Consider the following 19,832-nt stretch of genomic DNA (forward strand, 5'->3'; position numbering starts at 1 on the left):
CGGCCCGGACCCGGGCACAAACCGGAGTGGTCAGGAGTAGGACAAGCCCATGGACTCGCGCACGTCGCGCATCGTCTCCTGCGCAAGCTTGCGCGCGCGCTCGCAGCCATCGGCAATGATGTTGCGCACCAGCGAAGGGTCCTCGACATACGGCTGAGCCCGTTCGCGCATGACCGCCTGCTCCTTGAGCACCGCATCGATCACCGGCTGCTTGCACTCGATGCAGCCGATTCCGGCGCTGCGACAGCCCTTCTGGACCCAGTCGCGGGTGTCGTCATCCGAGTAGATCTCATGGAACTGCCACACCGGGCACTTGGCGGGATCACCCGGATCTGTGCGACGCACCCGCGCCGGATCGGTCTGCATGGTGCGGATTTTCTTGGTCACCGATTCCGGCTCTTCGCGCAGGAAGATTGTGTTGCCGTAACTCTTGGACATCTTCTGCCCATCCAGCCCCGGCATGCGGGCCGCATGTGTCAGCAAGGCCTCGGGTTCTACCAGAATCATCTTCGACGAACCTTCGAGGTAACCATAGAGGCGCTCGCGGTCGCCCATGCTCAGGTTCTGAGCTTCCTCGAGCAAGGCGTGAGCACGCTCGAGCGCGGTTTCCTCGCCTTCCTGCTGAAAACGGGTGCGCAATTCGTAGTACAACCTGGCGCGCTTGGAGCCGAGCTTCTTGACCGCCTCCTGGGCCTTTTCCTCGAAACCAGGCTCGCGCCCATAGAGGTGGTTAAAGCGGCGCGCGACCTCGCGCGTGATCTCGACGTGGGGCACCTGGTCCTCGCCCACCGGCACCTTGTCGGCACGGTAGATCAGGATGTCGGCCGATTGCAGCAAGGGGTAGCCGAGAAAACCGTAGGTCGACAAATCCTTGTTGGAGAGCTTCTCCTGCTGGTCCTTATAGGTCGGCACACGCTCCAGCCAGCCCAGCGGACACATCATGGACAACAGCAAATGCAGTTCCGCGTGCTCGGGCACCCGCGACTGAATGAAGAGCGTCGCCTGACTGGGGTCGACACCGGCCGCAAGCCAGTCGATGAGCATGTCCCAGACGCTTTCCTCGATGACCTGAGGCGAATCGTAGTTGGTGGTCAGTGCATGCCAGTCGGCCACGAAGAACAGACAGGGATACTCTTCCTGAAGGCGGACCCAGTTCTTGAGCACGCCGTGGTAGTGGCCGAGATGCAGGCGACCGGTCGGTCGCATGCCTGAGAGAACGCGTTCTGCGTACATGTTTTAACCGTAGAAACCGAAAAAAGTGGCGAGAGCATAACGGAAGGTGGCGATCAGTGGCCACAGGATCGCGCCCAGCACGCCGGTGAACAGCATCACGAGCAGGATCGGAAAACCGAACGGCTCGAGACGGGAGAAATGCCAGGCAAGCTTGCCAGGCAGCAGGCTCACCGCAATCCGGCCCCCATCCAGGGGCGGAATCGGCAGCAGATTGAGGAACATCAGCACCGCGTTGATGAGCATGCCGGCTTCGGCCATCTGCATCATGGGCAAGGTATAGGCAGTCTCGGGCGTGGATGTCGCGAACTTGAAAAGCATCGCCCAACCGATCGCCATGACCAGGTTGGTGAACGGCCCGGCGGCCGCGACCCACAACATGTCACCCTTGGGATTGCGCAAGCGGCTGAAATTGACCGGTACCGGCTTTGCCCAGCCAAACAGGATCCCACCCATGCCCGATAGCGTGCTCAGCGCGAGGATGCCGATCGGGACCAACACAGTACCAACGGGATCGATGTGCTTGAACGGATTCAGGGTGATCCGGCCCGCCAACTCCGCGGTCGGATCGCCGAAATGGCGGGCGACATATCCGTGCGCCGCTTCGTGCAGGGTGATCGCCAGCAACACGGGCAAGGCCCAGATTGCGATCGTGGGTATCAGGGCTTCCATTACGATGGGCTCGACGTGCGCGGATCGCGCAAAGACGCGATTCTATCAGGCTGAGCGGATCTCAACCCTATCCTCACGCCGCAACCTGCGGCGTGAAGGCCCTGAGCGCCATCGATCAATCGGCGCTCAAGCCGAAGGGCTCGAGGCTGCCCCGGCCGGCTCGAACCAACTCCGGAGCACCGCTGGTGAGGTCGATAACCGAGGTCGCCTCCGGTCCGCAAAACCCCGCCTCGATGACCAGATCAAGCTGCTTGCCAAGGCGATCGCGGATTTCCTCGGGGTCGGTCAGAGGCATATCGTCACCGGGCAGCAGCAGCGTGGAGGTGAGAATCGGCTCCCCCAGCTCCTGCAGAAGCGCTGCCACCACGGGATGATCGGGAACGCGCAGCCCGATGGTCTTGCGCTTGGGATGCATCATTCTTCGCGGCAGCTCCTTGGTGCCTTCGAGGATGAAGGTGTAGGTACCAGGCGTGGTTGCCTTGAGCAGACGATAAATCGCGTTGTCGACCCGCGCATAGGTGCCGATCTCGGACAAGTCCCGACACATCAGCGTGAAGTGGTGGCGTTCGTCGACGCCACGAATCCGCCGGATCCGCTGCAGAAGCGCGGCGTCACCCATGTGTCCGCCAAGCGCATACGCGGAATCGGTCGGAAACGCGACCAGACCCCCATCACGGATGATTTGAGCTGCCTGCCGGACAAGGCGAGGCTGCGGCTGCTCGGGATGCATCGAGAAGAACTGGGACATGGGAGGCGATTTCCGTGACGACTGATGTGCGCGGCAAAACGTTTAATTTAACACCTTCCAGCTGGCCGGCTGTCAGATCAACCGCCGCCAGACCGGATCGACTCCGGCCGGCATCGGATCGCAACGCCCGAGGTCGACACGGCTCTCCTTCTCGCCGTGAAAGTCGGAGCCCCGCGAGGCGAGCAACCCGTATCGTTTTGCGATCTCTGCGAACTCGCGCACTTCGGACTCGGTGTGAGCGCCCGAAACCACCTCAATTGCCTCACCACCAGCCGCGACGAAGCGCTCGTAAAGGTGATCGAACTGCTGCGGGCTGAAGCGGTAGCGCGCCGGATGGGCAATGACCGCGACCCCTCCGGCAGCACGAATCCAATTCACCGCATCTTCAAGAGATGCCCATACATGCGCCACATAGCCGGGCTTGCCCTCGGCGAGATAGTGCTGGAATACCGTCGATACGTCCGGCATGAGTCCGCAGGCAACGATATGACGAGCGAAATGGGCCCGGCTCACCAGTTCGGGATTGCCCACGAAGCGCTGCGCCCCAGCGAGCGCGTCGGGAACGCCGACTGCCTCGAGCGCTTCGGCGATTCGCTCAGCCCGTTCGCCACGACCACTGCGCACCTGTTCGAGGCCTTTGCGCAAGGTGTCGTTGCGATGATCGATACCAAGACCAACGATGTGAACCGTTTGATCGAACAGGGACACCGAAATCTCGACGCCGGCGACGAAACGCAGACCCAGCTTCTGGGCCGCAGCGACCGCCTCCTCGATACCATCGACCGAGTCGTGGTCAGTCAGCGCGAACAACTCCACGCCGTTGCGCACCGCGCGGTCAACCACCTCGGCCGGCGCATGCCAACCGTCAGACACCGTCGAGTGGCTGTGCAGATCGGCATTAAGGTCGAGCAAAGACGTGGTCACGATGACTTTCCCAGGAAACGAGCAATCGCCGCGGCAACCGCCGCAGGCTGATCATGATGCATATTGTGACCGCTGTCGCTGATCTCCAGTTCGCTGAAGCGGCGGAAACAGGCACCGGCCTCGCGATAGCTTTCGTCGTCGATGCCGAATTTCCGGCGCCACGTCGGATCGGCCTGCACCAACCACAACACGTCAGCCGCGACCCGCCGCCAGCAGGCTTCCACCTCGGCACGACGGTAGAGCACCGGATTGACGTTGCGATGCGCCGCATCGATCGCGGGCCGGAAGCCACCCGCGCCGTCAGACTCGGTGAGGTGTTCGGCCAGAAAACCTGCCTTTGCCTCGTCGAGACGTGGGTTGTCGCGCATCAGGCGTCGAGCGAAAGACTCGAGGTCCGGATACGAGCGAAACCCGTCCGCCGCTGCCAGCTGATTGAGCCACTTCTCGAACCGGCCCGGTGCCTCCACCGCCGCACTGTCGGGCAGTCCGAATGCATCCATGGCCACTACCTTTCGCACCCTCCCCGGCCGAACGCCGGCGTAGGTACAGGCAATGTTGCCGCCCATGCTGTGACCGACGAGATCAACCTCCCCGTGCGGCTGAAGAACCCGCAACAAGGCATCGAGATCGGCAAGATAGTCCGGAAACCAGTATGCGTCGCCACAGCGGTCGCTACGACCGAAGCCCCGCCAGTCAGGGGCGACAAGATGCCAGCCGGGGCCGAGCGCATCCGCCAGAAACTGGAAGGTGGCCGAAACGTCGGCCCAGCCGTGCAGCAGGAAGACCGTGGGCCCGTCTCCGGGGGCACCCCACTCGCGTACGTGGTAGCGGATGCCGCGCAGTTCGACGAAGTGGCATTTCGAGGTTCGCATCGGCGGAAAGATACCACCAATGCCGACGTTGCCACCCGCCCGGCGCGGTGGTAAGGTGCGCGGCAGGCGCGGGAGAGAACTCCCGCATTGCAGCCTCAAGTGCAACAGGCTGCTTGGAGTCGCCGAAGGCGTAACCCCCCCCGGAATCGCTCAGGCAAACGGACCGCGCCCGAAATACCATTCTGGAGAGCGATGTCGGCGCGAGCGCCAGGGGCATCCACCGAAGGGGCACCCGGACTGCGGTCAGGCCGGAATCTCTCAGGTACAAGGGACAGATGGGGGCATCTCGTCGCGCGATGTGCGACGTCGGTTTATGCTTCTGCCCTCTTTCTGGAATCCGCGCTCATGAACAGCTCCGCCAAACTCACGCCCCTCCACGACCGGCATCTTGCTGCCGGCGCACGTATGGTCGACTTCGCCGGCTGGGACATGCCGGTGAACTACGGCTCGCAGATCGAGGAGCACCACGCAGTGCGCCGCGACGCCGGCATGTTCGACGTCTCCCACATGCTCGCGCTCGACCTGTCCGGCGCCGGTGCCATGCCCTTTCTGCGCCGACTTCTCGCCAACGACGTGCTCAAGCTGCAGACCTCCGGCAAGGCCTTGTATTCGTGCATGCTCAACGAAGCGGGCGGCGTGATTGACGACCTCATCGTCTACTTCATTTCGGCCAGCGAATACCGCCTGGTGGTCAACGCCGGCACTGCCGACAAGGACGTCGCCTGGATGCGCAAGCAGATTGCGGCCGGCGGCGACAACGTCACGCTGGAGTCCCGCCGTGATCTTGCGATGATCGCGGTGCAGGGACCGAACGCGATCGAACGCGCATCGCGTGCGATTCCCGAGCTCAACACTGCCCGCGGCCTGCCGCCCCCGTTCAGCGCGGTACGCCTGAGCGACCTCTTCATCGCCCGCACTGGCTACACCGGCGAAGACGGTCTGGAGATTACCGTACCCGCTCATCGTGCGGCAGACATGTGGGACGCCCTCGTCGCCGCTGGCGTCAAACCCTGCGGCCTCGGCGCGCGGGATACGCTGCGCCTGGAAGCCGGCATGAACCTTTACGGCCAGGACATGGGCGAAGAGGTCTCTCCACTCGACGCAGGCCTGTCCTGGACGGTCGACCTGCGAGACGACGAGCGCGACTTCATCGGTCGCAGCGCGCTCGAGGCTCACGGCGAACGCAAGGCCTTCCTCGGCCTCGTCCTCGAAGACAAAGGCGTGTTGCGAGCCCACATGAAGGTCGTCACACCTCACGGCGACGGCGAAACCACCAGCGGCAGCTTCTCGCCGACGCTCGAGCGCTCCATTGGCTTTGCCCGTCTGCCCACCGGGACCCAAGCCGGCCAGGCGGTGCAGGTCGAAGTGCGTGGCAAGCCACTCGCCGCCCGCACGGTGAAGCTTCCCTTCGTCCGCAACGGCAAGATCCTCATCGACTGATCCTCTTCGCCGGGGCGACGAACCAGCCCCGGCCCCAGCAATCCACGCAACCGCCAACCAGCCAGGAGTTCCGCATGAGCAACATTCCCGCCGACCTCAAGTACACCAAGTCCCACGAGTGGATCCGTCAGGAATCCGACGGCACGCTGACCATCGGCGTGACCGATCACGCCCAGGAAGCGCTTGGCGACATCGTCTTTCTCGAACTGCCCGAAGAGGGACGCAGCGTCGAGGCCGGCGATGCCTGCGCCGTGATCGAATCCGTGAAGGCAGCCTCCGACATCTACGCGCCGGTTGCCGGTGAAATCGTGGCCTTCAACCAGGCTGCAGTCGACGCGCCCGAGAGCGTCAATAGCGACGCCTACGCCGCCTGGCTGTTCCGCATCAAGCCTGCCGGCGAAGTCTCCGGACTGCTGGACGCCGCCGGCTACGAAGCCGAAATCGCCTGAACCAAGCACACTCCCGACCCCAACACGCCCACCATGTCGAATAACGCCCCCTCCCTGGCTGCCCTCGAGCAGCGCGACGCTTTCGTCCACCGCCACATCGGCCCCAACGCGGGCGAGATCGAATCCATGCTCTCGACCATCGGCGCGCCGGATGTCGAGGCGCTGATCGCACAGACCGTACCGGAGGATATCCGTCTGCGTGCGCCGCTCGCCCTCGAGCCCGCCAAGCCGGAGCACGAGGCGCTCGCCGCGCTGCGCGTGCTTGCCCAGCGCAACGTGGTCAAGAAGTCGCTGATCGGCATGGGCTACTACGGCACCCACACACCGGCGGTGATTCTGCGGAACGTGATGGAGAACCCGGGCTGGTACACCGCCTACACGCCCTACCAGGCGGAGATCGCCCAAGGGCGGCTGGAGGCGCTGCTGAACTACCAGCAGATGGTCGTCGACCTCACCGGCATGGAGCTGGCCAACGCGTCGCTGCTTGACGAAGCCACCGCCGCCGCCGAGGCGATGACGATGGCGCGCCGCGTGAGCAAATCGAAGAGCAACGCCTTCTTCGTCGACGAGGCCTGCTTCCCGCAAACCATCGACGTGGTGCGCACGCGCGCCGGCTACTTCGGTTTCGAACTGGTATTCGGGCCGGCCAGTGCCGCTGGCGAACACGAGGTCTTCGGCGCATTGCTGCAATACCCGGATGAGCACGGTGCGGTCACCGACCTCTCCGGACCGATCGCGGGACTCAAGGACAAGGGCGCAGTGGTGGCGGTCGCCACCGACCTGATGGCGCTGATGCTGCTCAAGTCGCCGGGCCAGCTTGGCGCCGACATCGCGCTCGGCTCGGCCCAGCGATTTGGCGTGCCGATGGGATTCGGCGGTCCGCACGCGGCCTTCTTTGCCTGCCGCGAAGCCTTTGTCCGCGCGATGCCAGGTCGCATCATCGGGGTGTCGAAAGACGCCCGCGGCAAAGTCGCACTGCGCATGGCACTGCAGACCCGCGAGCAGCACATCCGCCGCGAGAAGGCCAACTCCAACATCTGCACCTCCCAGGTCCTGCTTGCCAACATGGCGGGCCTCTATGCGGTCTATCACGGCCCGCAGGGGCTGCGCACCATCGCCGAGCGCATCCACCGGCTCGCCGGCATTCTTGCCCGCGCGCTCGGCAATGCCGGCTTCGAACTGGTCGGCCAGCATTTCTTCGACACCCTTCAGGTCAGAACCGGCGAACAGACTGCCGCCCTGCTCGCAGCGTGCGAGGCGGCCGGCTACAACCTTCGCCGGGTGTCGGATGAGAGCCTCGGCCTGTCGGTGGACGAAACCACAACCGCCGCCGACGTGCGCGCACTGCTCGCCTGCTTCGGAATCCAGGCCGACATCGATACCCTCGATGCCGAGGAAGCCGCGGCCGGTCCGCGCGTTCCGGCCGCGCTGCTGCGCGAGGATGCGGTGCTCACCCACCCGGTGTTCAATACCCATCACACCGAGCACGAGATGCTGCGCTACCTCAAGCGACTGCAAAACCGCGACCTCGCGCTCGATCATTCGATGATCTCGCTCGGCTCGTGCACGATGAAACTCAACGCCACCAGCGAGATGATTCCGGTCACCTGGCCGGAGTTCGCCAACATGCATCCGTTCGCACCGATCGCCCAGGCGCGCGGCTATCTCGAGATGATCGAGGGTCTGGCCGATTACCTGCGCGCGGTCACCGGTTTCCCGGCGATCTCGATGCAGCCCAACTCGGGCGCACAGGGCGAATACGCCGGTCTGGTCGCGATCGCGCGCTACCACGCGAGCCGCGGCGAAGCCCATCGCGATGTCTGCCTGATCCCCAAGTCTGCCCACGGCACCAACCCGGCCACCGCCCAGATGTGCGGCATGCGCGTGGTCGTGGTCGCCTGCGACGACAACGGCAACGTCGATGTCGAAGACCTTCGCGCCAAGGCGACACAGCACGCCGACAAGCTCGCCGCGCTGATGATCACCTACCCCTCCACCCACGGCGTGTTCGAAGCCTCGGTGCGCGAGATCTGCCGCATCGTGCATGAGCAAGGCGGGCAGGTGTACATGGACGGCGCCAACCTCAATGCCCAGGTCGGTCTGACCTCACCGGCTGTGATCGGCGCCGACGTGTCGCACATGAACCTGCACAAGACCTTCTGCATCCCCCACGGCGGTGGTGGTCCGGGCATGGGGCCGATCGGGCTCGCGGCGCATCTCGCGCCCTTCATGGCAGACCACGTCGTGGCCCCAACCGGTGGCGAAGACCGCCCCAACCCTGGCCAGGGCGCAGTCTCGGCCGCACCGTTCGGCTCGGCGAGCATCCTGCCGATCTCGTGGATGTACATCACGATGATGGGCGGCGAAGGGCTCAAGCGCGCCACCGAGGTTGCCATTCTCAACGCCAACTACCTCGCCACCCGGCTGGCCGAGCATTACCCGGTGCTCTACACCGGCGCCAAAGGCCGGGTCGCACACGAGTGCATCCTCGACATCCGCCCGATCAAGGCGGCCACCGGCATCAGCGAGGTGGACATCGCCAAGCGGCTGATGGACTACGGCTTCCATGCCCCGACCATGTCCTTCCCGGTACCCGGCACGATCATGGTCGAGCCGACCGAATCCGAGGACAAGGCGGAGCTCGACCGCTTCGTGGATGCGATGGTCAGTATCCGGCAGGAGATTGCCCGTATCGAGGCCGGCGAATGGCCGCGCGAGGATAATCCGCTGGTCAATGCGCCGCATACCCAGGCAGACGTCATCGGCGACTGGGAGCGACCCTACACCCGCGAACTCGCAGTCTTTCCGCTCACCTGGGTCGCAGACAACAAGTTCTGGCCCAGCGTCAACCGCATCGACGATGTGCACGGCGACCGCAACCTGTTCTGCAGTTGCGTTCCGATGGACGCCTACGCTGAATGAACGGCGCGGCGGCGGTGCTCAGCCGAGCACCGCCGCTACACCGAACAGCACCGGCAGGATCAGCAGACTGACCCACAGCCCGCAGCGAATCATCTGACGCTGCGGCACGTGGCCGCTGCCGAAGATGATGGCGTTAGGCGGTGTGGCAACCGGCAGCAGGAAGGCGCAGGAACAGGCCATTGCAACCACGACCGCGATCGACACGTCGTCCATCTGCGGCGCCATGCCGATGAAAAGCGGCACCAACAGGGCCGCACTGGCGGTGTTGCTGGTGACCTCGGTGAGCAGCATCGCAAACAGGACCATGAGCATCAGGCTGGCGAGCACCGGCATCGCGACGAACATGCCACCAAGCTGGGCGGCGAGCCATTCGCCGGCCCCGCTCTCAGACAGCACACGGCTCAGAGTGAGGCCACCACCGAAGAGCAACAGCACCCCCCAGTCGGCGGCGTGCTCGATGTCCTTCCAGTAGGCCAGTCCCAGCGCATAGAGCAGGACGAGGGCCAGCAACGCAACTGCGGCATCGTAGGCGCGGCCGATCTCCAGCCAGTCGTTCAGCGGCGCACCGAACACCCACAGACCCACCGCGAGACTGAAAACGCCAAGCATCATCGAGTGCGAGCGATTCCAGACCATCGCCTCGGACGGCGGTTCGACCTCGGCGTCGAAATCCGGGCGCAAGGCAAAGCGCAGCGCAAGCTCCATCAGCGGCAGCATCAGCAACACCACCGGCAGGCCGTAGAGCATCCACTGGGCGAAGCTGATCCCGACGCTTGCCGCCGCGATTGCGTTGGGCGGACTGCCCACCAGCGTGCCGAGACCGCCGATGTTCGCTGCAAAGGCAACGCCGAGCAGAACATAGAGGTAGGTCCGACGATAATGCGTCGCGTCTAGAGACGACAACAGGCCGAGCGCGAGCGGCAGCATCATCGCCGCAGTCGCGGTGTTGCTGATCCACATCGACAGCGCTGCAGTCAGCCAGAACAGATAGCGCGCCGCGACATCCAGGCGATTACCGGCCTTGCCGATCACCCACGCCGCCATCCAGCGGTCCAGCCCCTGCTTCTGCAGCCCGGCGGCGAGCGCAAAACCGCCAAGAAAGAGAAAAATCACCGGATCGGCGAACTGCAGCAGCGCCTGGTCCAGTGCCAGCACCCCGCTCACCGCGGCGAGCAAGGGCACCAACAGTGCAGTGACCGTGACATGCAGCGCTTCGCTCACCCACAGCCATCCGATCGCAACCATGATCGCCAGCCCGCTGCCGGCACTGCCAATACGTGGCGTCAGCAGCGCCTCGAGCAGAAAGTACATCAGCGCAGCAAGGGCGAGGTTGATCTTGCGTTTGAGTGGCAGAGCCGGCTCCTGGGACACGAGAACGCGTCATCTTACCAAATCACCACCAGCCGCCGATCTCGGACGACCAGGATTGCGTGCCATGGCGCCACCCTGGTGCCGGAAGCGAATCGACGTCATCACTGCGACACTCCTTGGCTCGCCCTATGTCTTTTGATGTATATCAAAAACTGTGCCGATGCCCACACGTCAAGGGCGGCCTTTGGCTAGAATCGCGCCGTGCTCAAGAATCCGCTCACAGCGCTCGCGCTGCTTCTTCCAGTTATCGCGCTGCTGTTGGTGACGCTTCAGACCCGCGAACGTCCAGTCGACCTGCTTGCCGAACCCGCTCCGTGGATGCAGGTCCCGGTGGTGAGCCGAAACGCGCTGGCACCGATACCCAACCCACCCGAAGTGGACGCCGATGTCCGCGCCCTCGGCGAACGGCTCTTCCATGAACCCCGTCTGTCGCGCGACGGTACCGTGGCCTGCGCGAGCTGCCACCACCTGCACCTCGCAGGCGGCGATTCCCGCACTCACGCGATCGGCATCGACGGTCAAGTCATGCCCTTGAATACACCGACGGTTTTCAACGCCGCCCTGCATCACGCCCAGTTTCATGACGGACGCGTCAGCACCCTCGAAAAGCAGGTCGCCGGACCACTGCATTCCCCACTCGAAATGGACAGTTCCTGGGACGTTGCGATCGCCGCATTGAAGGACGATCCGTCGTATGTTGCGAGCTTTGGCAAGCTCTACGCCGAAGGGATCACCTCAACGACGATTGCCCACGCAATCGCGAGTTTCGAACGCACCCTGCTCACACCCGATTCCCGCTTCGACCGCTATCTGCTCGGCGACAACACCGCCCTGGACGAACGCGAGAGAGCCGGCTACAAGCTGTTTCTGCGACGAGGTTGTTCCAGCTGCCATCAGGGAGCCGCTATCGGCGGCAACCTGTTCCAGCGTTTCGGGGTCATGGAAGACTACTACGCCGACAGGGCGGCGCATGCCCCCGCCAGCCCCGGTCGCATTGCGGTAACCGGGCGCGACGAGGACCGTCACGTCTACAAGGTGCCCTCGCTGCGCAATGTCGCGGTCACCGGGCCCTACCTGCACGACGGGTCGGTGGAATCACTTTCCAACGTCGTGGCGCTGATGGGCCATTATCAACTCGGCCTGCAGTTGAGCACAGATGAGATCGAGCTCATCACTGCATTCCTGACGACCCTCACCGGGAGCTATCGGGGAGTCGAGCTGAAATGAGCACGCCTGTCTCGCGGGCAACCCGGCGATCGGCGCCCGGTGCCCGAGGCCTCGCCCTGATGGTACTGGTGCTCGCCCTGCTTGCCACTGCGACGCTTCTGACCTGGCTTTTCGTGCAGGCGGACTCGGTCTCCAAGGCGGAGGATCAGGCCTACCAACGCGAGCTGCGCCTGCTGCGTCAGGCTGACGCGGAGCTGGACGCCGCGATACTCGCCGCGAGATTCGGACTCTCGCTCTCATACGACGGCATCATGGCCAGAGTCGGCGCACTCGACGCGGGTATCGAGCGACTGGCAACCGTCCCGACCTATGTCACCGATGATTATCGCGACGGCCTGCAGGCGAGCATTCTCGCGTACCGACAGCTCCACGAGCGAAAATCGTCACTTGTCGAGGCGTTCAAGCGGGATAACGCCGTGGTGCGCAATTCGCTCGCTTACTTCCCTGCCCTGCGGGAGCAGACCCAAGCGCAATTGGCTCCGGGAAGCAGCATGGCCGAGCTGGTTCGCCAGTTCACCTGTAGCGTGATGACCCATGCCATGAGCGACGAGAACCTGCCTTCGGAGCGCGTGCTCGCATTCTCCTCGGACATAGAGAGCCAGCTCGCGACGCTGGACGCTGCCACCGCGCAACTGGTCATCAGTCTCCTCGCACACGGCAGGGTCATCCTGGACAACAAGCCGGCGCTGGACGAAACCATCAGCCAGATCCTGCTCCTGGAAAGTGGTGTCCAGGCTGAACGCATCCATGCCGAATACGCCCGAGGCCACGCTCGTGCGGTGCAACGCGCCGATCGCCACCATATGGCGCTGTATGCGGTCGCGCTCTTGCTCGCAGCCTATATCGCGCTGATCGTGCTGCGCCTCGCACGCACCTCGCGTGCGCTGGACGACGCGAACCAGGAGCTGGAACAACGTCTGGATGCACTGCTGAGCACCCAGTCCAATCTGAGACTGCTGTCGACCGTGTTCACGAATGCTTCGGAGGGCATGCTCATCACCGACGCCCGCGCACGCATTCTCGCAGCCAACCCGGCATTCACGCAGATCACCGGCTATCCACTGGACGAGGTACTCGGACAAACCCCCGCACTGTTGCGCTCCGGCGAACACCCCGAGGATTTCTATCGGCAGATGTGGGCCGTACTCACCCGCGACGGCGAATGGCATGGCGAAATCTGGAACCGCCGCCGCGACGGTTCGGTTTACCCTGAATGGCTCTCGATCAGCGCGGTCCGTGACCAGGGCTCGGGTATCAGCCACTACATTGGCGTGTTCTCGGACATGAGTGAGCGCAAGGCTGCGGAGGCGCGCATTCGTTTCCTCGCCCACCACGACACCCTGACCGGCCTGCCCAACCGCGTGCTGATGCAGGACCGCCTCAACCAGGCGGTGCGTAACGCCCGGCGCTCGAAGCGTCACGTCGCGGTGCTGTGCCTCGATCTGGACCGCTTCAAGACCATCAACGACAGCCTGGGTCCCGAAGTCGGTGACCAGCTCATCGTCAAAGTGGCGGAGCGCTGCCGCGCCACGCTGCGCGAAACCGACACCCTGTCACGCCAGGGCGGCGACGAGTTCGTCATCGTCCTGCCGGAACTGGAACACGCCGAGGACGCCGCGGTGGCCGCACGCAAGCTCCTCGTCGCGCTCGACACGCCCTTCAACCTTGGCGACCATCAGCTCGCAGTGAGCGCCAGCATCGGTATCGCACTGCACCCTGGAGACGGTTCCACCGCAGCGGCGCTGATCAAGAACGCCGACATCGCCATGTACCGGGCCAAGGAGCGCGGTCGCGCGCGCTACGAGTTCTATGCGGAAGACATCAATGTCGCAACGGTCGGCAAGTTGCTACTGGAAAACCAGTTGCGTCGCGCGGTGAGCGCAGGCGAACTCATGCTCCACTATCAGCCCAAGTTCGCGATCGAAGGCGCACGTCTGATCGGCTTCGAGGCCTTGCTGCGCTGGCGGCACCCTGAGCAAGGCGAGCTCTCTCCCGCAGCCTTCCTGCAGGTGGCGGAAGAAGCCGGGCTCATCACCGAGATTGGCACCTGGGTGTTGGGTGAAGCCTGTGCGCAACAGGCTCGCTGGCGCGAGCAGGGTCATCTCAACGTCCCGGTCGCGGTCAATGTGTCGGCGCAGCAGTTCGAACGACAGGACATCGTGGCCCTCATCCGGCAAAGTCTCGAGGAACACGAGCTGCCGGCCCCGATGCTCGAACTGGAGCTCACCGAGACCACGCTGATGCGCGATCCGGCCATGGCCGCCGACACGCTGCAGCGGCTGCGCGCAATGGGCGTGACCCTCGCCATCGACGACTTCGGCACCGGCTACGCGTCACTGAGCTATCTCCATCTGTTGCCGGTGCAAACCGTGAAGATCGACCGCAGCTTCGTCGCGCCCATCGGCAGCACCGATGTCGATGGCAAGATCGCCAGCGCCATCATCGCACTGGCGCACAGCCTGGGGATGATCGTCGTTGCCGAGGGCGTCGAGACCGAAACTCAACGCGCGCTGCTCGCCGCGCGTGGCTGCGACCAGATCCAGGGTTATCTGTTGGGCAAGCCCATGAGCGCCGAAGCCGCCGCTTCGCTGCTGGGCGCGCACGAGGGAACCAAACCGGCCTGAGGCACGTCAGCCTGAGGTCCCGAGGCACTTCGCTCGATATCCGTATTCGGAATATGCATAGAGGCGCCGAGGGTTCACAAGCGGGTCACAAGCCCCTAAGCTCAGCCTTCCCCAACCGATGGACATAAAATCCAAAAACCTATGGCCAGCTTCGTCACTGAACGCGTTCTTAGCGTGCATCACTGGAACGAGACCCTCTTCAGCTTCAAGACGACCCGCGATCGGGGCCTGAGATTCGAGAACGGCCAGTTCGTCATGATCGGTCTCGAGGTCGATGGACGTCCCCTCACGCGCGCCTACAGCATCGCGAGCCCGAACTACGAGGAACACCTCGAGTTTTTCAGCATCAAGGTGCCCGACGGCGCCTTGACCTCGCGCCTGCAACACCTGCGCGCGGGCGATCCGATCGTCGTGAGCAAGAAGCCCACCGGCACGCTGATACTGCACGATCTTCGCCCCGGGCGGCATCTCTACCTGCTCGCGACGGGCACCGGCCTCGCGCCGTTCCTGAGCGTGATCCAGGACCCGGAGACCTACGAGCGCTTCGAGAAGGTGGTCCTCATCCACGGCGTGCGTTTCGTCTCCGAGCTGGCCTACAACGAACTGATCACGCAGGCCCTGCCCGAACACGAGTTCCTCGGCGACGTGATCCGTGAGCAGCTCATCTACTACCCCACGGTCACCCGCGAACCCTTCCGCCACAACGGTCGCATCACTCACCTGATGGAAAGCGGCAAGCTGTTCGAGGATATCGGCCTGCCCCCGCTCGACCCCGCGGCCGACCGCGTAATGATCTGCGGCAGCCCCGCCATGCTCAGCGACCTGTGCACCCTGCTCGACGCCCGAGGCTTCGAGATCTCGCCCCGTATCGGCGAGCCGGGCGACTACGTCATCGAGCGCGCCTTCGTCGAAAAGTAGGACTCAAGCGAGCAACCGCAGGGCCACCCCTGCGGCACCCGCCACACCCAGCGCTCCGAAAGCCAGGGCGCCGACCAGAAAACCCGGTCCGCGTGAGGAGGGTTCGCGCCGATAAGCCAGCGCATACCACACCCGACCAAGCAGCCACACCACTCCAAGCCCGGCCGCCACCGCGTCGGACACGAACACCGCGCACACCCACAGGCACGGCAAGGTCATCACCACCCACTCAAGGGTGTTCATCTGCACCCTGTACGCTCTCTCGAACATGGGATGGCCGGTCACGGCCGGCGCCTTGACGTCATAACGCTTGCGCCCCATGCCCACCTCGTAGGCGGTCCAGAACATCAGCAGGACGATGAGCAGGGTGATACCGGCGGAGAGCGGAAAGTCGTTCATGAGGTCGAGCAGATCGGTTTGAAGGCGCCGACACTATACTGTCCCTGACAGACTGCGTTGGCCAAATCCCGCACAGAGGAGCGGGTCGGGGGCGGTTGCTGGCCTCGAGGCGACTTTGCCCGAGCGCATGCCGCTGTTGGCGAGCGTAGCGGCCGCGATCCCTGCTGTCTGAGGCCGAAGGCCGAGTTCAGGGATCGCAGCGAAGCGAGCCTTACAGCGGCAGCGCGAGTGGCATCGGAGCCGGAGGGGCCACACCCGGCACCGGTGCGCGGGTTCAAATGTGCGCCGGCTGATCTGCGCCTTGCCCCCTATTCACGCTAAAATTCAACCCTTTGCCCGCCCCATGCAGACCACACTGAAGCGCCCGGAACTCCTCGCCCCCGCTGGCTCGCTCGAAATGATGCGAACCGCCTTCGCCTATGGCGCGGATGCGGTCTACGCCGGCCAGCCGCGCTACTCCCTGCGGGTGCGCAACAACAGCTTCGGCAAACTCGAGGCGCTCGAGCAGGGCATTGGCGAGGCGCACGAGGCTGGCAAGGCGTTCTTCGTCGTCAGCAACATCTATCCGCACAACGCCAAGGTCAGAAGCTTCATCGACGACATGACGCCGGTCATCGAGATGAAGCCAGACGCGCTGATCATGGCCGATCCCGGGCTGATCATGATGGTCCGCGAGCGCTGGCCCGACATGGACATTCATCTTTCGGTGCAGGCCAACACCACCAACTACGCAGCGGTGCGCTTCTGGCAATCAGTCGGCGTCAAGCGCATCATTCTCTCCCGCGAACTGTCGCTCGACGAGGTCGCTGAGATCCGCGACGCCTGTCCCGACATGGAGCTCGAGGTCTTTGTTCACGGCGCCCTGTGCATCGCCTACTCCGGCCGCTGCCTGCTCTCGGGCTACTTCAACCACCGCGACCCCAACCAGGGCACGTGCACCAACTCCTGCCGCTGGGACTACAAGCTGCACGAGACCAACGAAAACGCCGCCGGCGACCTTCTGACCAGCGGCAGCGAGCCACTCGGCAATCCACGCGAAGCAGGCGCGGTCGGCACCGCCACCCGCAACCGCCAGCAAACCGTCGAAGGGCTTGCGCTCGGTGGCGGGCCGCGTCATATCGGTGGCAGCAAGGTCTGGTTGCTCGAGGAAGGCACGCGCCCGGGCGAATTGATGCCGATCGAGGAAGACGAGCACGGCACCTACATACTGAACTCACGCGACCTGCGCGCAATCGAGCATGTCGCAAGGCTGGTCGCGATCGGCGTCGACTCGCTGAAGATCGAAGGGCGGACCAAGAGCCCGTATTACGTCGCTCGTGCCAGTCAGGGGTATCGGCGCGCAATCGACGACGCGCTGGCCGGGCGAGCCTTCGATACCCGCTTGCTCGGCACCCTGGAAAGCCTCGCCAACCGGGGCTACACCGACGGCTTCTACCAGCGACACCATACGCCGGAACACCAGAACTACCTGCGCGGCCACTCCGAATCCGGGCGGAGCATCCTGGTTGGCGAGGCCATCGGCTTCGATCCCGGCCGCAACTTGGTCGAGGTCGAGGTCAAAAACCGCTTTGCGGTGGGTGACCGACTCGAGTTCGCGCAACCCGGGGCTAACCCGGAGATGCAGGTGCAGCGCATACTCGACGGCCAGAGGGGCGAGCTGTCGGTGGTGCCTGGCAGCGGCAGGCGAGTCTGGCTCGACGCGCCGGCGGACTACGACCCCGCCGCACCCTGCTTCATCGCAAGGTTTCTGGATTGAATGACCCCTCAGGTCTTGCGGAATATCGACCGTCGATCGTTCCACACCAGCATGCTGGTGAGCACCAGCATGCCCCCCACCAACGCCATCGCCAACGCTGGAATCGTGTAGGCAAACAGGCGCCAATTCAAGTCCCGCCGGACCATGGCTCGACCCGGGTCGTCCGGATGGAACCAGATCGCGATCTGCGGCTGGGCCTGCACCGACCCGATGAAAGCCTGACTGCGATCCCGGCTCTCCAGTCCACGATGCACCCCGTATTGCGAGCCTTCGAACTGGCGGCCATCGATCGCATAGCGGTAGCGAAGCTCGATGCGATCCACCGGCACCGGCAGAGCCCGCACCGCCGAAACCACCTCGTGATGGATGACGGTCGCGGGCGCGCTCCGCCATTCAGCTGCTCCCGCCCGCTCGACCAGCGGCAGGATGCCGAACGAAAGCACGCCCACGACCCCCGCAGACAACAGCAGAATCCCGGCCAGCGGCAGAAGTACGCGTAGCGCGATCTCGACTATCTTGAGCCGCAACGTAGTAGCATTCGGCCTTGATGCCATATTGTTTTTCCGTGTTCGGCTACCGGCATCTTACAACTTTAGAGATACCTTCCGGCGCTTTTCAAGACCCGCCCGTGTTCCGCATGCTGGCAATTCCCTGGTCCGGTCCGCCTCAATAATGCAAATCGACTCCAAACCCCACATCCATGCGCTGAACCCCAGGGATCCGGCTCATGCACTGGTGCTCATCGAGCTCCTCGACCTCTACGCGCGTGACCCCATGGGTGGCGGTCACCCGCTGGACGAAGAAGCCCGCCAGCATCTTGCAGAACGGCTGGCAAAGCGGGCGGATTACTTCGGATTCCTCGCCTTTATCGGGACACACCCGGTCGGATTGATGAACTGCTTCGAGGGCTTCTCGACCTTCGCAGCCCGGCCGCTGCTCAACATCCATGACCTTGCGGTGCACCCGGAATGGCGTGGTCGGGGCATCGGCCGCGCCCTGATTGCCGCCGCAGAGACGCTCGCCCGTCACCGTGGGTGCTGCAAACTCACCCTCGAAGTACTTTCCAACAACCAGCAAGCGCTGAACGCCTACCTGCGCGCAGGGTTCGAGGCCTACCAGCTCGACCCCGCGGCCGGACAGGCTATGTTCATGCACAAGTGGCTCTGATCTGCCCCGGATCACACCCCATCCTCACCTCGCGGGAGTTTCCTGCGTTATAATTCAAGGTTTTACAAATCACGCTCCCCTGGATCCAAATTGCTCGTCGCCGCCAACATCACCATGCAGTTCGGGGCCAAGCCCCTGTTCGAGAACGTCTCCGTCAAGTTCGGTGACGGCAACCGCTACGGCCTCATCGGGGCTAACGGGGCCGGCAAGTCGACCTTCATGAAGATCCTGTGCGGCGCGCTCGAGCCCAGCGCCGGCAACGTCTCCAAGGATCCGACCGAGCGAATGGCCTACCTGCGCCAGGACCAGTTCGGCTACGAAGACATGCGCGTGCTCGATGTGGTCATGATGGGTCACACCGAAATGTGGGCCTGCATGCAGGAAAAGGACGCGATCTACGCCAACCCCGAGGCGACCGAAGACGACTACATGCACGCCGCCGAGCTGGAGTCGAAGTTCGCCGAGTACGACGGCTACACCGCCGAATCCCGCGCCGGTGAGCTGCTGCTCGGTGTCGGCATCGCAGGCGAACTGCACGACGGCCCGATGAAGAACGTCGCGCCGGGCTGGAAGCTCCGGGTGCTGCTGTGCCAGGCGCTGTTCGCCAATCCGGACATCCTGTTGCTCGACGAGCCGACAAACAACCTCGACATCAACACCATCCGCTGGCTCGAGAACGTGCTCAACGAGCGCGACTCGACCATGGTCATCATCTCCCACGACCGCCACTTCCTGAATCAGGTCTGCACCCACATGGCCGACCTGGACTACGGCACGATCACGGTGTACGCCGGCAACTACGACGACTACATGGAAGCGTCGACGCTCGCGCGCCAAAGGCAGTCCGCGGCCAACGCCCGCGCCAAGGAAAAAATCCAGGATCTGCAGGAGTTCGTTCGCCGCTTCTCGGCCAACAAGTCCAAGGCCAAGCAGGCCACCAGCCGCCTCAAGCTCATCGACAAGCTCAAGCCCGAAGACGTCAAGCCGTCCTCGCGCCAGTACCCGTGGATCCGCTTCGAGTACGACGACAAAGACAAACTGCATCGTCTGGCCTGCGAGATCGAGAACATCTCCTTTGCCTACGAAGGCATGGAGAAGCCGCTCATCCAGCGC

The 19,832-nt window shown here is 64.0% G+C and carries 17 protein-coding genes and 1 riboswitch; of the genes, 9 read left to right on the plus strand and 8 right to left on the minus strand.

Annotation, left to right across the window (positions count from 1 at the left end; translation table 11 throughout):
- Positions 1-30: 30 nt before the first annotated feature.
- The 5 genes from GPA21_RS06020 to GPA21_RS06040 all read right to left on the minus strand — a co-directional run bounded on the left by GPA21_RS06020 (position 31) and on the right by GPA21_RS06040 (position 4,446).
- On the minus strand, positions 31-1,233 hold the full coding sequence (locus tag GPA21_RS06020) for a tryptophan--tRNA ligase (protein WP_168987310.1): 1,203 nt from the start codon (positions 1,231-1,233) through the stop codon (positions 31-33).
- A gap of 3 nt (positions 1,234-1,236) precedes the next feature.
- Positions 1,237-1,902, minus strand: coding sequence for a site-2 protease family protein (locus tag GPA21_RS06025; RefSeq protein ID WP_168987311.1), 666 nt, complete (start codon positions 1,900-1,902; stop codon positions 1,237-1,239).
- A 115-nt stretch (positions 1,903-2,017) separates the two neighbouring features.
- Positions 2,018-2,650 (minus strand): L-threonylcarbamoyladenylate synthase, encoded by a 633-nt coding sequence (locus GPA21_RS06030; RefSeq protein WP_168987312.1) that lies wholly within the window; start codon positions 2,648-2,650, stop codon positions 2,018-2,020.
- A 72-nt stretch (positions 2,651-2,722) separates the two neighbouring features.
- Positions 2,723-3,574 (minus strand): 3',5'-nucleoside bisphosphate phosphatase, encoded by an 852-nt coding sequence (locus GPA21_RS06035; protein ID WP_339379835.1) that lies wholly within the window; start codon positions 3,572-3,574, stop codon positions 2,723-2,725.
- Positions 3,571-4,446 (minus strand): alpha/beta fold hydrolase, encoded by an 876-nt coding sequence (locus tag GPA21_RS06040; RefSeq protein WP_168987313.1) that lies wholly within the window; start codon positions 4,444-4,446, stop codon positions 3,571-3,573. Before GPA21_RS06040 ends, GPA21_RS06035 begins: the two co-directional genes overlap by 4 nt.
- Before the next feature lie 59 nt (positions 4,447-4,505).
- Positions 4,506-4,622: riboswitch (glycine riboswitch) on the plus strand.
- A 169-nt stretch (positions 4,623-4,791) separates the two neighbouring features.
- Here GPA21_RS06040 and gcvT point away from each other — a divergent pair.
- From gcvT to gcvP, 3 genes are all read left to right on the plus strand, one after another.
- A complete protein-coding gene (gcvT, locus tag GPA21_RS06045) occupies positions 4,792-5,886 on the plus strand; it encodes a glycine cleavage system aminomethyltransferase GcvT (protein ID WP_168987314.1) in 1,095 nt (364 codons plus the stop codon).
- Positions 5,887-5,960: 74 nt separating this feature from the next.
- Positions 5,961-6,335, plus strand: coding sequence for a glycine cleavage system protein GcvH (gene gcvH / locus GPA21_RS06050; RefSeq protein ID WP_168987315.1), 375 nt, complete (start codon positions 5,961-5,963; stop codon positions 6,333-6,335).
- 33 nt (positions 6,336-6,368) lie between these two features.
- Positions 6,369-9,257 carry an aminomethyl-transferring glycine dehydrogenase gene (gene gcvP / locus GPA21_RS06055; RefSeq protein WP_168987316.1) on the plus strand — a complete coding sequence of 963 codons (2,889 nt, stop codon included), beginning with the start codon at positions 6,369-6,371 and terminating at the stop codon, positions 9,255-9,257.
- Positions 9,258-9,275: 18 nt separating this feature from the next.
- Here gcvP and GPA21_RS06060 read toward each other — a convergent pair whose 3' ends face one another.
- Positions 9,276-10,628: an SLC13 family permease gene (locus tag GPA21_RS06060; RefSeq protein ID WP_339379836.1), complete on the minus strand. Its 1,353-nt coding sequence runs from the start codon at positions 10,626-10,628 to the stop codon at positions 9,276-9,278.
- A gap of 201 nt (positions 10,629-10,829) precedes the next feature.
- Here GPA21_RS06060 and GPA21_RS06065 point away from each other — a divergent pair, with 201 nt between their 5' ends.
- The 3 genes from GPA21_RS06065 to GPA21_RS06075 all read left to right on the plus strand — a co-directional run bounded on the left by GPA21_RS06065 (position 10,830) and on the right by GPA21_RS06075 (position 15,397).
- Positions 10,830-11,855, plus strand: a complete 1,026-nt coding sequence (locus tag GPA21_RS06065; protein WP_339379837.1) for a cytochrome-c peroxidase — start codon at positions 10,830-10,832, stop codon at positions 11,853-11,855.
- On the plus strand, positions 11,852-14,479 hold the full coding sequence (locus GPA21_RS06070) for an EAL domain-containing protein (protein WP_168987317.1): 2,628 nt from the start codon (positions 11,852-11,854) through the stop codon (positions 14,477-14,479). Before GPA21_RS06065 ends, GPA21_RS06070 begins: the two co-directional genes overlap by 4 nt.
- A gap of 141 nt (positions 14,480-14,620) precedes the next feature.
- Positions 14,621-15,397, plus strand: a complete 777-nt coding sequence (locus GPA21_RS06075; RefSeq protein WP_168987318.1) for a ferredoxin--NADP reductase — start codon at positions 14,621-14,623, stop codon at positions 15,395-15,397.
- Positions 15,398-15,400: 3 nt separating this feature from the next.
- On the opposite strand, the gene GPA21_RS06080 is transcribed toward GPA21_RS06075, so the two are convergent.
- Positions 15,401-15,796, minus strand: a complete 396-nt coding sequence (locus GPA21_RS06080; protein ID WP_168987319.1) for an MAPEG family protein — start codon at positions 15,794-15,796, stop codon at positions 15,401-15,403.
- Between the two features lie 343 nt (positions 15,797-16,139).
- Here GPA21_RS06080 and trhP point away from each other — a divergent pair, with 343 nt between their 5' ends.
- A complete protein-coding gene (trhP, locus tag GPA21_RS06085) occupies positions 16,140-17,552 on the plus strand; it encodes a prephenate-dependent tRNA uridine(34) hydroxylase TrhP (protein ID WP_168987320.1) in 1,413 nt (470 codons plus the stop codon).
- An 8-nt stretch (positions 17,553-17,560) separates the two neighbouring features.
- Here trhP and GPA21_RS06090 read toward each other — a convergent pair whose 3' ends face one another.
- Positions 17,561-18,106, minus strand: coding sequence for a DUF3592 domain-containing protein (locus GPA21_RS06090; protein WP_168987321.1), 546 nt, complete (start codon positions 18,104-18,106; stop codon positions 17,561-17,563).
- Between the two features lie 118 nt (positions 18,107-18,224).
- Here GPA21_RS06090 and GPA21_RS06095 point away from each other — a divergent pair, with 118 nt between their 5' ends.
- Both GPA21_RS06095 and GPA21_RS06100 read left to right on the plus strand, forming a co-directional pair.
- Positions 18,225-18,719 carry a GNAT family N-acetyltransferase gene (locus GPA21_RS06095; RefSeq protein ID WP_168987322.1) on the plus strand — a complete coding sequence of 165 codons (495 nt, stop codon included), beginning with the start codon at positions 18,225-18,227 and terminating at the stop codon, positions 18,717-18,719.
- A 90-nt stretch (positions 18,720-18,809) separates the two neighbouring features.
- Positions 18,810-19,832: ATP-binding cassette domain-containing protein (locus GPA21_RS06100; protein WP_168987323.1), on the plus strand; the 1,023-nt coding region annotated here is incomplete at its 3' end.

This window comes from Azoarcus taiwanensis (assembly GCF_012910885.1).
GTDB lineage: Bacteria > Pseudomonadota > Gammaproteobacteria > Burkholderiales > Rhodocyclaceae > Azoarcus_F > Azoarcus_F taiwanensis.